The organism is Halomonas sp. SH5A2, from assembly GCF_014263395.1.
GTDB lineage: Bacteria > Pseudomonadota > Gammaproteobacteria > Pseudomonadales > Halomonadaceae > Vreelandella.
In genome coordinates this window covers 1886555-1900394 of record NZ_CP058321.1, presented here as the reverse complement: position 1 = coordinate 1900394, position 13840 = coordinate 1886555, and the positions used below count along the sequence as shown (strand labels likewise).

General features: G+C 54.5%; 11 protein-coding genes. 2 read left to right on the top strand and 9 right to left on the bottom strand.

Features of this window, described 5'->3' with window-relative positions:
• Positions 1–42: 42 nt before the first annotated feature.
• The 3 genes from HXW73_RS08800 to HXW73_RS08790 are packed head-to-tail and all read right to left on the bottom strand — an operon-like array spanning position 43 to position 3437.
• Entirely contained in the window at positions 43–1041 is a 999-nt protein-coding gene (locus tag HXW73_RS08800; RefSeq protein WP_186255830.1) for an alpha-L-glutamate ligase-like protein, read from the bottom strand.
• The gene (locus HXW73_RS08795) at positions 1038–2561 is read right to left on the bottom strand and encodes an inactive transglutaminase family protein (RefSeq protein ID WP_186255829.1); all 1524 of its coding nucleotides are present in this window, start codon (positions 2559–2561) and stop codon (positions 1038–1040) included. The genes HXW73_RS08800 and HXW73_RS08795 overlap by 4 nt, the downstream gene beginning before the upstream one ends.
• Positions 2562–2597: 36 nt before the next feature.
• Entirely contained in the window at positions 2598–3437 is an 840-nt protein-coding gene (locus HXW73_RS08790; protein WP_186255828.1) for an ATP-dependent zinc protease family protein, read from the bottom strand.
• 235 nt (positions 3438–3672) lie between these two features.
• On the opposite strand from HXW73_RS08790, the gene HXW73_RS08785 reads away from it, so the two are divergent.
• On the top strand, positions 3673–4200 hold the full coding sequence (locus HXW73_RS08785) for a DUF3833 domain-containing protein (RefSeq protein ID WP_240538753.1): 528 nt from the start codon (positions 3673–3675) through the stop codon (positions 4198–4200).
• Positions 4201–4312: 112 nt separating this feature from the next.
• Here HXW73_RS08785 and HXW73_RS08780 read toward each other — a convergent pair whose 3' ends face one another.
• From HXW73_RS08780 to gorA, 4 genes are all read right to left on the bottom strand, one after another.
• Positions 4313–4705 carry an ectoine synthase gene (locus HXW73_RS08780; protein WP_186255826.1) on the bottom strand — a complete coding sequence of 131 codons (393 nt, stop codon included), beginning with the start codon at positions 4703–4705 and terminating at the stop codon, positions 4313–4315.
• A gap of 74 nt (positions 4706–4779) precedes the next feature.
• A complete protein-coding gene (ectB, locus tag HXW73_RS08775) occupies positions 4780–6048 on the bottom strand; it encodes a diaminobutyrate--2-oxoglutarate transaminase (protein ID WP_186255825.1) in 1269 nt (422 codons plus the stop codon).
• Positions 6049–6122: 74 nt separating this feature from the next.
• The gene (gene ectA, locus HXW73_RS08770) at positions 6123–6701 is read right to left on the bottom strand and encodes a diaminobutyrate acetyltransferase (protein WP_186255824.1); all 579 of its coding nucleotides are present in this window, start codon (positions 6699–6701) and stop codon (positions 6123–6125) included.
• 207 nt (positions 6702–6908) lie between these two features.
• A complete protein-coding gene (gene gorA / locus HXW73_RS08765; protein ID WP_186255823.1) occupies positions 6909–8294 on the bottom strand; it encodes a glutathione-disulfide reductase in 1386 nt (461 codons plus the stop codon).
• Between the two features lie 150 nt (positions 8295–8444).
• Here gorA and can point away from each other — a divergent pair, with 150 nt between their 5' ends.
• A complete protein-coding gene (gene can / locus HXW73_RS08760) occupies positions 8445–9092 on the top strand; it encodes a carbonate dehydratase (RefSeq protein WP_085918558.1) in 648 nt (215 codons plus the stop codon).
• Between the two features lie 49 nt (positions 9093–9141).
• Here the strand turns inward: can and msrA are convergent, their stop codons facing one another.
• Positions 9142–9780, bottom strand: coding sequence for a peptide-methionine (S)-S-oxide reductase MsrA (gene msrA, locus HXW73_RS08755; RefSeq protein WP_186255822.1), 639 nt, complete (start codon positions 9778–9780; stop codon positions 9142–9144).
• A 10-nt stretch (positions 9781–9790) separates the two neighbouring features.
• Positions 9791–13840, bottom strand: a complete 4050-nt coding sequence (tamB, locus tag HXW73_RS08750; protein ID WP_240538752.1) for an autotransporter assembly complex protein TamB — start codon at positions 13838–13840, stop codon at positions 9791–9793.

Genomic DNA, 13840 nt, shown 5'->3' with positions numbered 1-13840 from the left:
TCGTTGACCATGGTAAGCGCAGTTCACGCTCTAAAGAGTAGTTTACGCGCTTGCAGGAGGCGTGTCAGGTGAGTCAGTCAACTCACTCACTCGGGCAAAATGATGCTGCGCAAACGCCACACGCTTCTGGGCAGGCACGCCATCGGGCTGACGTTCGATAAGGTCGAGGCGGCGGCGTAGTCCTTCACCGTTGGTCATCTGGATGGCAAGCCCGGGGCGGGCATTAAGCTCCAGTAACATCGGACCATGCTCGCGGTCGAGCACCATGTCGGTTCCCAGGTAGCCCAATCCGGTCATCTCAAAACAGCCGGCCGCCAAATTAAGCAGCGTTTCCCATTGGGGGACCACCAGGCTTGCCAGATCGTGCCCGGTATCCGGATGAGCATAGCAGGGACGATCAAACTGCACGCCGCGAAGGGCGCCGCCCGTTGCCATATTAAGACCCACCCCGACAGCCCCCTGGTGCAGGTTCGCCTTGCCATCTGACGCCGCCGTAGAAAGCCGCATCATGGCCATAACGGGATAGCCTTTAAAGACGATGACACGAATATCAGGTACACCTTCGTAGGTGTAGGCCATCAGGCTTTCATCAAAGTTGATCAACGTCTCAACAACAGCGACGTCAGGTGAGCCGCCAAGCGAGTAGAGTCCCGACAGAATATTCGACACATGGCGCTCGACATCGGTGATCGAAAGGCGCGCACCGCTGGGTTTGATGAAATCATCCCCGTCGATTTTTTCAATAACCAGAATCCCTTTGCCGCCGCTGCCTTTGGCCGGCTTGATCACAAAACCATGGTGGCCCGCCAATATTCCGCCGATATGCTTGACCCCAAACTGCGTCGTCACCGTGCCGATTAACGCCGGAGAGGTAATCCCGTATTGCTCCGCCAACAGCTTGGTTTTTAGCTTGTCATCGACCAATGGGTAAAGACGCCGGTTGTTGTAACGACCGATATAACGGATGTTACGCCGGTTCATGCCAATGATGCCTTTGTCACGCAGTCGCGTCGGCCATGTCCAATTGCTCAGCCAGCTCATGAGGGTTTGTCTTCCTCGGTAATGGGCTTGAAGCGCCGTAGTTCCAGCAAGCGGTAACCGGTGTAATTACCCAACAGCAGGATCAGCGCCATCAAAATGAACTGAACCCCCAGGAAATTAAAGGTGATATGGCGTACCCACGGGTTGTTCATGGCCAGGAACGCAATGACGGCCGTCAGCAAGCTGCCCCCGCCCTGTATCAAGACCTGTTTGGGACCTTCCTCTTCCCACAGAATCGACATCCGCTCGATCGTCCAGGCAAGAATGATCATCGGGAAGAAGGTGATGGTTAGCCCGGCGTTCAAGCCCATTCGGTACGCCAGTACCGAGAACACCGAGATGATGGCAATAACGGTAATGATCACCGCCGAGACCCTGGCAACCAATAATAAGTTCAAATAGGACAGATAGTTACGAATAACCAAACCAACTGATACCACCAAAAGAAACCCGATCAGCCCGGTTGCCAGACTGGTCTGGATGAAGGCGAGGGCGATCAACACGGGCATGAAAGTGCCCGAGGTTTTGATGCCTACCAGTACGCGCAGGAAGACGACGACCAGTGCCCCGATCGGGATAAGCAGAATAGTTTGAAAGAGCGCCTGTTCTTCTAACGGGAGGCTGTGAATCGAGAAGTTCAGCAGCGTATCGTTGGAATTGTGGTTACGTACTGCCGCGGATGCGGGCTGATAGTGGGTCATCATCGAGAAACTGACCCGGGAATTCGTTCCGCCTTGTACCTCGAGTACAGCGTCGCCGGTGGTTTCCCATAGCAACAGGTTGTCTGGCTTACCTTGGACACCGGTAATCGGATGGAAAAGCGACCATGTTTCGTCGTTTTCATCGAATACCTGAATCCAGGTGCTCAGCGTTTGTCGCCGACGGCCATCGTCAAGCAACAAGCCGCTGACCCCTCTGGCTTTAACTTCCGCTTGGTTGAGCAGGCGAACAACCAGCGGTGCAGGATCCATCTCGCCAAGCAGCAGGCGGGCGTTTTCATCCTGACGTTCACCGTTTACATCGCGAATTAACTCGCGGGCAAAGGTGGCATTATTGGCGCTTCGCTCCCAGGCTTCATCGATAAGCTGCTCAGCAGCCGAGTCGTAAGGACTTTCCCACTCAACCGCAGGAGGCAGTTCAGGGGCTGCTTGCACCGGCGCTTGCGCCTCGGGCGATACCAGCATTTGCACGGAATAATACAGCTGTTGTTCGCCGTCAGCTTCGCGAATCGTCCACTCCGCACGCCGGCCCGCTTCATCTGCCTGGTAAGCTAGCCCATAGCCGGAAGAGGCCGTGTTTTCGGTGAGGATACGATACTCAGCCTGCTGGGTCGGCAGGGCAAGATCAACCTCCACTGGGCCATCTTGAGCATCAAAGGTAATGACGGCCTCAATTTCCCATACCTGGCGCTGTTCATTGGGCACCCAGGGTATTTCAAACTGCAGGTGGCGATGTACGCTCATCGCGATTCCCGCTACGAGCAATAGGCCGACAATAAAATAAAAGGGTAGCCGTGACATTAAGATTCCTTTCAAAAGTGACAGAGGCGGCTGTCGTTATTCTTCGCTATCGTCTGAATCAGCAGCTTCATCGTCAGCCGCCTGGTCGGCGGGTTCACCACCGGGGAATTCAGGCCGATCAAAGCGATAAGTTTCGGCCACATCGATAATGGAAATATCGAGTAAAAAACGCCGACCGAGCAGAACAGGGTAGTCTAAATGACTGCGGTCACTAAGGGTGAACTCCACGTTTTCGCTTAGCGGCCCCAGGGTTAACAGCAAGGAAATTACCAGGCGCGATTCTTCTCCAGAGGCCTGTACGATACGCACGCGACGCTCAATAGGCGCTTCAATCCACTCATCGCGGACACTTTCGACCACGACATCATCTTCATTAAGCGCCAACTTGAAGCGAACCCAGTCTTCACCATCGCGCTCAAACGGAGTGATTTCACGGGCAGATAGCGATGATGTATTAGCGCCAGAGTCCACTTGCGCCTTGAGATAGGTACCAATACTCGGTAATCCTACCCATTCATTGCGGCCAAGCAGCGTTTTATTCTCCAGAAGGTCGTTTTCAACGTTGCATTCTTCACGAACCACAATAGATTCTTGGTTCTGCGCATCCAACTGCTGCACATCATCACGCAGAAGACGAAGCAGGCTGCCCACTTCACGCACATCGGCAGTAAAGACTTCTTGCTGGTCAAGCTGGCGTTGTTGCAGGGAGGCAGTCTCATTGCACTGCTGGGTCAACTGGTTCTGGAGCCTATCCATGCGCAGGTTGAATGCAGTTTCATCTAGAGGCGGGGGGCCTTCTGGGGCAGGCTTTGGTACCGCACAGCCAGTTGCCAACAAAGCCGAACCTACTATCAGCCAAACAACACCTGTACGCATAACATGGACACCCGTCATCAATAAGAGGATGAATGATAAGGAGTAGTGAGACCGGTTGTCCAACACCCGCATGATGTTTTCACCTGCAACTCACTATATTTAACATAATATATATTATGCGAACCCGAGGAATGAACGAGGAATGAATTGGCTTTATCAATGATTCCTGCGATAGTCTTGACAGCAATTATACATTGTTTTCTATCAATATAGGAAAAGCTCAATGAGAAAGCCTGTGCAAGCTACCGTTATCGCCCTCTTGGTTATTTTCCTCGCAGGCTGCTCGAGCGTCGACGTCGAAGATTACGCCGACACCGAACCGCGCCTGGATATTGCGGATTACTTTACCGGCACAACCCGCGCCTGGGGCATGGTACAGGATTACAGCGGCGAAGTTCAGCGTCGGTTTACCGTGACCATCGACGGTCGTGTTGAAAATGGCACGCTGATCCTGGATGAAGACTTCGAGTTTGCCGATGGCGAGACAGACCGGCGTGTATGGCGCTTCGAGCGTATCGATGAACATCGCTGGGAAGGCACGGCCAATGATGTCGAAGGAACCGTCGATGCCCGCCAATACGGTCATGCGTTCCATATGAATTACCCACTTGATGTGGCGATCGGCGATAGAACGATAAACTTCACCATGGATGACTGGATGTACCTGCAACCTGATGGTCGGTTGATCAACCGGACCGCGATGAAAAAGTTCGGTTTAACCCTGGGTGAAATCACGCTGGTGTTTGAGCAAGCGGCCCCCTGATCAAACGACAGCCTCTCTGACGCATCTATCTCTGCTGCAACAAAAAACAGCCTGCTAATCAGCAGGCTGTTTTAGTTAGTACGATGCTCCAAAAAAGCTAAAGCCTCATACCTCAATCATCGGATGGTGCGTACGAGCCATCTTCACGGTGTACTTCGTTACCAGTGATGGGTGGTGTAAATACGCACGCCAGATGCATGGTTTTATGAGCACGCAGCAAGTGTTCGTCATGCTGGTCAAGAATGTAGATATCGCCGGGCTTGATCGGCCAGATTTTACCATCTGCCAGGGTTTCTACCTCACCCTCGCCTTCGATGCAGTAAACAGACTCATAGTGATGCTTGTAATGAATATGCGTTTCGGTGCCTTCGAAGATACGCGTGATATGGAACGAGAAGTTGCCACCATCACCAGCCAATACCAGGCGCGTGCTGTCCCAGTTGCCGTTCTCGGCTGTCACTAAGCGATCAGTTTGACGTGCTTCTTCAATATTGCGAACAATCATACTTGTGCTCCAATTTAAAGGCGGCCCGGACGGTACCGCATACATTATAGCTTAGCGGAAGATCACTCGAGTTGTTACTTGCCAGCGACCGCTTTGACACATTTTTCCAGAATATCCAGCCCTTCCAGCAGATCTTCATCGCTGATGGTCAGCGGGCACAGGCACTTGACCACTTCGCCGTCTTGACCGCTGGTTTCGATGATCAACCCGTGTTCAAACGCCATGCCAGTGATTTTATCGGCAATATCGCCCGATACAACGTCGATACCACGCATCAGGCCACGGCCACGTTCAGTCGCTGGCATACCGTTTTCGGTGAGTACAGCGGCTAGCGATTTAAAGCGCTCTTCTACAATACGGGCTTTGCGCTGCACGTCACGCTCAAAGGTATCGTTTGACCAGTATTTTTTGAACGCAGCGGTAGCCGTCACCATGGCCAGGTTGAAACCACGGAAAGTACCGTTGTACTGACCCGGCTTCCACTTATCCAATTCAGGCTTCATTAGTACATGAGCGAACGGCATCCCGAAGCCAGACAGCGACTTGGAGTTGGTTACCATGTCAGGGACAATGCCTGCATGCTCGAAGCTGAAGAACTTACCTGTACGGCCACAGCCCGCCTGGATATCATCAATAATCAACAGAATATCGTGGGCTTTACAAATCTCTGCCAGGCGCTTGAGCCACTCGAGACCGGCGACATTGATACCGCCCTCGCCTTGCACCGTTTCGACAATCACGGCGGCTGGCACATCCAGACCGCCCGATTTATCTTTCAACAGCTTCTCAAAATAATCGAGCGTGTCGGCATGTTCGCCCATGTAGCCATCAAAAGGCAGGAAGCTTGCCCCCTGGGTCGGAATACCGCCGGTGGCTTCGCGGAACTTGCGGTTACCGGTGGTTGCCAGGGCCCCCATGGTAACGCCATGGAAACCGTTGGTGAAAGTGACGATGTTGTGACGCCCTTTCGCAACACGCGCCAAGCGGATGGCGGCTTCTACCGCATTGGTGCCGGTGGGACCGGGCAAATGAACTTTATAATCCAGACCACGAGGCTTGAGAATGACATTTTCAAGCGTTTCCAGATAATCGCGCTTTGCATCGGTCCACATATCCAGGCCGTGAACGACACCATCTGTTGCCAGATAGTCGATCATGGCTTGCTTTAAATGCGGATTGTTGTGGCCGTAATTCAATGTGCCCGCGCCGGCGAGAAAATCGATGTATTCACGACCGTTTTCATCGGTCAAACGGGCATTCTGTGCCTTGGTGAACACCACCGGGAAAGAGCGGGAATAGGTACGAACATTGGATTCCATGCGTTCGAGTGTCTGGGTCTGCATTAGCGACCTCCTTTTAATTAATAATCAGTTTGCCAAGCGAAAGGAAACGAAGGTAACGCGAGCGGGAAAACCGGTCAGATGTTGTGGGTATTGAACGGACCAATACGCACCAGGTTTTCCGGGTCGTGCTCGCCTCCGAGTTGTTCGGTTGAAAAATACTCACGGCTGTTCAGTGGTGCCTGCCAGCGACCTGCCAACCGTTTGAACAAGCCCCAAGAGGCTTGGTTATCGGGGGTGATGGTGGTCTCAAGGTGATGCACATCGGCCAATTCCGGGCGCGACATGATGGCTTCGACCAGGCGGCGTGCCAGCCCGGTTCCCCTCGCCTTTTCACCAACGGCCACCTGCCATAAAAAATACGTATCCGGCGCATTGTCCTTTACATAGCCAGACACAAAGCCAACGACTTCACCTTCTTCATTGGTCGCGACGGCACAGGTATCCCGAAATTGGGTGGCTAGCAGGAGATAGGCATAGGCGGAATTTACATCTAGCGGGGGGCAAGCCTTTATCAGTTCATATACCCCCCAGCCGTCTTCGGCATTAGGCTTGCGGATATACAGCGGGGTGTCCGCATGACCGACAACGGCATCGGCGACGGTCGGTCGAGCCAAGTCTGCTGAAGGGGTAAACGGCGGTGTTGGGGTGCTCATGGTTATGCTTCGCTGTTGCGATTTTGGATGTGATTATAACAGCTGCTTATGAGCAGTTCAAAAATCATGTTATTCAACTCCGTATCTTCGATAATTATTTATTATACGAGCAGCATATCCATGGCGAGCTGGGTGCAGCCACCCCTCTGCTGGCTATAATGAGTTTAGCCCGAAAAGGGTGACTGCCCAGGAGACATTAAAACGCCATTATCCCCGAGAAGGCGTACGCATCGTGACAAACTCTTCAGCGCCGGTGGGATGAATCCCGACCGTATTATCAAAGTCTCTTTTGGTTAATCCGGCGCGCACCGCGATGGCAATTCCTTGGATGACTTCCCCCGCGTCGTCACCAACCATGTGGGCGCCGACAACCACATCGGTTGCATCATCCACCACGAGCTTCATCAAGGTACGTTCCTGACTGCCTGACAAGGTGTGCTTCATGGCTCTAAAGTCGGTGCGATAAACGCGAACGGTGCCAAACTTCTCTCGCGCGGCCTCTTCCGACAGCCCCACCGTACCAATATTGGGGTGGCAGAAAACGGCCGTTGGCACACGTGTATAATCCAGCGGGGCGGGCACCAAGTCTCCAAAATGGTGATCGGCTAACTGCATGGCTTCTGCAATAGCCACAGGCGTCAGTTCAGGCGTATCAATCAGGTCACCGAGTGCCAGAATTGACGGGACCTCCGTTTCAAAGCGCTCATTGACCGATAGCTTACCCTGATTATTCAGCGAAAGACCTACCGATGCCATGTCTAAGCCCAATACGTTGGCACGGCGGCCTGTAGCGGCCAGAACGGCATCCACCTCAAGCGTATCGCCATTGGTAAGGGCGACTTTGTAGCCGGTATCGGTTTTCTCGATTGCCTCGATATTGGTATCAAAATGTAGATGAACGCCCTGGCGCTCCATTTCCTGACGGGTGAACTCACGCACCTCGTTATCAAAGCCCTTCAGGAACAGGTCGCCGCGGTAAATAAGATGCGCTTCGCTCCCCAGGCCGTTGAAAATACTGGCAAACTCTACGGCAATATAGCCACCGCCAAGCACCAGGAACCGCTCAGGTAGTTGCTCAAGATCAAAAATCTGATTGGAGGTCAGCGCGTGCTCACTGCCGGGGAACGTCGGCACCCAGGGCCAGCCGCCTGTGGCCAGCAGAATACGCTCAGCTGTGACATGCTGCTCATCGCCCTGCTGATCGGTAATGACCACCGAGTGCTCGCTTTCCAAACGGGCTCGCCCGTTATAGAGGTTGACGCCTGCCGACTCCAGCAAACGCTGATAGATGCCATTGAGTCGTTTGATTTCGCTGGTTTTGTTGTCCCTTAGCGTCGCCCACTCAAAACGCGCTTCGCCGGGCAGTTGCCAGCCGAAGCCACTGGCATCGTCGAACGCGCTATGGAAATGGGATGCATAGGCGTAAAGCTTTTTGGGTACGCAACCCACGTTGACACAGGTGCCGCCTAAATAGCGATCCTCCACAATCGCGACGCTGGCCCCCTTGGCAGCGGACATGCGTGCAGCTCGCACGCCGCCAGATCCAGCACCAATCACCAATAAATCGTAGTCGTAACCTGTAACCTCTGACATTTCAATCTCCTATATCGTCAACACGGTGAATGTTGACCCGCTGTCTTGAGAAGGTTAAAACCTTCCTCTGGTTAGTGTATGTGCTGGCTGTCATGAATAACGATGAGCATGCCGGACGTAATGATGGAAAATTGAGTAATCGGAGACCCAATGTCTGACCCTATAGAGACGTTACTAGAGAACAATCGCGCCTGGGCGAAGCGCATGTGCGACGAAGACCCTGATTACTTTAAACGACTCTCAGAGCAGCAAAATCCTGATTATCTTTGGATTGGCTGTTCCGACAGCCGGGTGCCCGCCAATCAGATCATTGCTCTGCCTCCCGGCGAGGTATTTGTCCATCGCAACGTCGCCAACCTGCTGCATCATACCGATATGAATGCGCTTTCAGTGGTGCAATTTGCTGTGGATGTGCTCAAGGTCAGCCATATCATGGTGGTCGGGCATTACGGCTGCGGGGGTATCAAGGCAGCGGTAATGGGTGGCGAATGCGGCGTCGTCGACTATTGGCTACACTCGGTTCGCGAGCAATACAATCAACATCGTCGTTCGCTTGAACATCTCCCACTTGACGAGCAGATCGATCGCATGTGTGAGCTAAATGTTAAAGCGCAAGTGAATAGCCTGTGCCGTACCAAGATCCTTCAGCGTGCCTGGCAGCGCGGGCAGCAGATTTCGGTTCATGGCTGGGTCTATGGCTTGAGCGATGGGCACGTAAAAGACCTCAATTGCACCATCAACGGCCTTGAACAAGTCGAAACGTTATACCGCATTGACCGTCTGCAGACCGACGACTGAATGTCTATCGCCCGCGGGTGTTGCGCGGGCGATAGTAACATCCGGTAAGTTACCCTATAGGACAACTGACGCCCGTCCCCTTGATGCCGCAATATCCATTGGGGTTTTTGTATAGATATTGCTGATGATACGCCTCAGCATAATAAAAAGCGTCTAACGGCTTGATTTCAGTCGTAATATCGCCTTTTCCGGCGGCGTGAAGCGCATCCTGAAACACCTTGGCACTTTCCTGAGCTGCCTGATGCTGCGCCGCTGTCGTCGTGTAAATCGCCGAGCGATACTGAGAGCCGACATCATTGCCCTGACGGTTTTTCTGGGTGGGGTCGTGCTGCTCCCAGAAGATGTTCAGCAATGTCGCCAGGGATACCTGGCTCGGGTCGTAAATAATTCGTACGGCCTCGGTATGGCCGGTCCGTCCCGTGCAGGTTTCTTCATAAGTCGGGTTGGGCGTTTGACCTCCGGCATACCCCGCCGCTGTTACATAGACGCCCGGTAAGTCCCAGAAAAGACGCTCCACGCCCCAGAAACAGCCCATGCCGACGACAAGTTCCTCAGTCTCTGGAGGAAAAGGCGGATGCAGTGGATGGCCGTTAACGGCATGATGATCACTGGTCGCAATGGGTGCCTCGCGACCCGGCAGAGCGGGCTCCGCCTGGCGAGTGGCATTATGGGTGTCAAATATAGACATGCTGCTTACCTCATTGCTGATCGAAAATGGTTGGGTTACCAGAGCGGCTGAAGGTGTAGATCAGGTCAACTGCCTGACTGGCCCCGGAAACCGCCTGTACATAAAGGTTGCGCCACAAAGTGTAGCGTAACGTTAGTTCTGCAATGGGTGAAAAAATTCCCACCCCGTAGCTGATCCGGATATCGTCAGTCAGTTGCCCACTCAATGCCACCTGGCTATCTTCACCGGAACCTGCCGTATCCAGCGTCAAATCGTCGATGCCAAAGGCCTCGCCGATAGAGCCAACCGCCCCGCCGGTGCGGCCCAACGACATGCCAATCAGCGCGGTGGTTAAAGCGCTATCAACACCGCCGCCTGAATCCTCAGGGGCTCGCCCTCTCAATACATAGGAAAGCGCGCGACTCTCATTCATGGCGGGCTCGGAAAAGATGGCAATATTGGGCTGTTCAGCATTACCCGTCACCCGTAGACCGGCAATGACATCGTCTTCGGTAACATCCGGATTACGTATTGCCTCAAAGTCGAGAACCGGCAGCCCAGGTGGGCCACTGAATAACAACTGCCCCCGGCGAATGAGCAGGTCCTGGCCAAATGCCTGAAAACGCCCATCGACCAGGTTGACCTCGCCAAATAGCTGTAGCGAACCGCTATCCTGGCGAACTTCTAGTGTGCCGCCCAGGCGAGATTCCAGCCCATAGGCTGAAATCATCATGTCGCGACCTAACGTCAGGGTAATTAAAACATCCAGCTCCATGCCATCACTGGCTAGCTCATCGGCCGCGCTAGGGCCGCCTTCGCCACGTTCTGCCTGGCGGCGTGCCTCCTCTGCCGCCTGCTTATCCTCGCGCTCGGTAATGATGATTTCATCGGGGCTGGGTGAAGTGGCGGACGACGGCAGGTCTCCCACTTCTAACCGTGCCCATGGCAAGTCAACATTGCCGCGGACTTGCAACCGCTCGGGCGTGACGCGGACACGAATATCCGGCGCGGCTTCCAAACGCCCAAACTGTGGCAACACTACCAGTATCGGCGATTGGGTTGCGTTGAAGTCTACCCCCAAGCGCCAGTCGTCATCCGCTGGCCAGCTGGCATTTCCATCAATATCAAGCTGGCCTCGCTCGGCCGCCAGGAACCCATTGATCGTCCCTTCTTCGCCGTCGAAGGTTATGTTTACCTCGCCGTCTTGTACATCGACAGGAATATCGGGGCCATTCACCTGGATGCCGAGCAGCGCAAGCTCGCCCTGCAAGTCTGGCTGGGTGGTGGTACCAGCAATATCGACGCGGCCATTCAAATCCCCGGCAAGCTGGTCCAGCGATACGACCATGGGCCGATACGGGGCCAGTGATACGCCATTGGCTTCAAGCGAGCCGGACAGCTCTCCCGCACCGAGTGGGTCCGAGACCGACAGTACAAGTTCGATATCCCCCGCTTCTTCAAGCGATAACAGTACGTTGCCATCCGCCTCGGCCTGAGTAGCGGTTATCTGAGTGTCCAACGAGATGCGCGGCAGTTGGACGGGCTGGCCATAATCATTAATCGCCGTGACAGTCAGTTCGCCAAGCACCTCGGCATCGGTTTGCCAACGCTGGCCACCCTGGCTCCATTGAGCGGCCAGATCCGCGGTGGTATCTCCATCAGCCTGCCATTCTTCGGGTAACCAGGGTTCCAGCGCTTCGATAGGAATATCACGCACGCTAAGCGCCGCTTGCCCCTGGTCTGGTGATGCGACCGTTGGCTGGTCAGCACATACCCGACCGCCCTGCTCGCGAACCAGACAAAACGGCGTCAAACGGGCCTCACTGCTGGCAAGATCGAAAGTGATATCAAGCGGATCTTCCAGCCGGATATCGCCTGCCTCGGCGTCGATCTCGAGCGGTGTGATACGCGCCTGATAGCGCTGAGCCGTCTGATCGAACTGCCCGTTGAGGCTGAGCAAAGCACGTTCCAAGGCGCTGTTCGGCTGACCATCCACATTGATATCCAGTTGATGCGATGACAGCCGACCATCCAGCATCAGATTCACTGCGGCTAGTGACTGACCGCCGGCAACCAGGTTTTCAAGCGCCAACGAAACATCCAGTTGCGGATCCTCCAACCCTTCCACATTAGCGTTCAGGCGTAACTGTTCAATGCGGTTTTGTGCAAAACGCAGCGCGTCGCCGTTGAGCGTCGCTTGAAGCTGGGGTTGCTCCAGGCTACCCCGGGCTTCAATATCGCCGCGGATCGTACCAGCGAGATCAGGGGAAAGCGTTTGTAGCTCGCGCAGATCAATATCGGCGTCCACGGCGAGTTCGTCAGGCTGAACCGAACCGCTTGCCGACAAGCGGTTTTCTCCCTGACGAAAGCGCAAGCGCTCAATGTTGGCCTGCAAGTCACTGTTGGCATCAAAAGCAGCATCAAGCTGCAATGGGTAGTCACGAAGATCACCGCTCAAGGTTAAATTCGGCACATCGACCAACCAAAGCGTGTCCTGTTGGCGAAGGTTGAAAATGAGTTTGCCATCAATATCGCCGTTGAGCTGGTCAACAAACAAAGATGGATCAAATTGCTCGAGCCCTACCTGGGCATCAACGGTCAGTGGCGCTGTCCAGTCGATACGGCCTTCGCTTGTCAGCTGGCTATCGCCTGTAACCAGCGTCAACGGTTCCCAGATGAAATGCTGCGTATCGCCTTGGCCATTCACCGCAATATCGGTTTCAGGTAGCCCCGGGCCTTGAGCCTTCACGCCTAGCTGTAGTTGATAAGCGTCGAGGTTACCCCCGACCTCCAAGTCTAGGTTATTGATGACAAACCCCTCGTTTGACGATACCTCTTGAGAGTCTTCATCAATCGCCGCATTGGTTTCAGGCAATGGCCATGTAAGTTCGTCACTCTGCAAACGCGCCTGGAACGGCAGCGCCGGATCCAAGGCATTCACTTGGCCTTCCAGTGCTGCGGTAATGGCTCCTTCCGCGTCAAGCTGTGCCGTCAACTCGCTCAGGTTTCCCGACAGATCAATTGTGAGTGCCTGACCATTCAGTGCCGGTAACGGGTCCTCCAGGAACAGCGTGGTTTCAGCCCGTAATTCCAGCGGATAGTCGTCACGCAATGCCACATTACCTGCCAAGTTAAAGGTCGCATCGGCAGACGCCACCTCGAAGTGTTCGATCACAACGTCACTAGCCTGGGTTTCAACCCCAAGGCTCAAGCGTTCGACAAGATAGCTAAAGCGACCTGCGACTTCGATATCATTAACCGTCAGCGTGGCGAGCCGGATATCGACAGGCAAACGAACCTCGGGCAGTTCGATGGCAGAGCGTTCTGTGGCTGTGTCATTAGTAGGCGCGTCACCAGACGTTTCCACAGGCGGTTCTTGTAACGCGATCGAGGCATCAATGGCCTCAGCGGTTAACCCTGATTCACCTTCTGCTGGCGCTAGGCGTGCCCCCTCTGACGGCGGCAAATAAAGCCGAGGGTTTTCCCAGTGCGTCGGGGCAATATCGACGCGTCCGGCGCTTGCCTTTACCGAGGTGCGAAAAGAGGTCCAGGCGAACCGGGTACCATCAGGGAGTTGCAGGGCGACATCATCCAGCACCAGCTCCCTGAGTTCGATAGGAAAAGGAAAACTGAAGGTGGGAGTTCCCCCTGAGCTATCCGTCTCTGCGGGGGCTTCTTCTCCACCGCCGCCAGAGAGGCGAATATCGGCGCCTTCCAGGCGTAGCGTATCCAAACACAGCTTGCCGGATAGGACGCAGTCCTCCGCCCATGCAAGCTCAAGCTCGTCAATCCGGACCTCTGCGCCTGCGGCGTCGAGGCGAAAACCGGTTAACTGGAAGTCATCGAGCACGCCACCAGCGTGTTCCTCAACGCTGAACCAGCCGCGATCCTGGCCTTGGGATAGCAATACGCCAGTTCCCCACGGTGAAAGCGCTACCCCCAGAAAAAGCGCCACAGCGCCAATCAGCCAGAGTGGGAGTAGCAACAACAGTCGCAGCACACTAAAGCACAGCAACCACAGGCGGTAGCGACGTGATAATGCTCGGCGACCAGTCGCAGGCGTTTGCGTAGCTTGAGACAC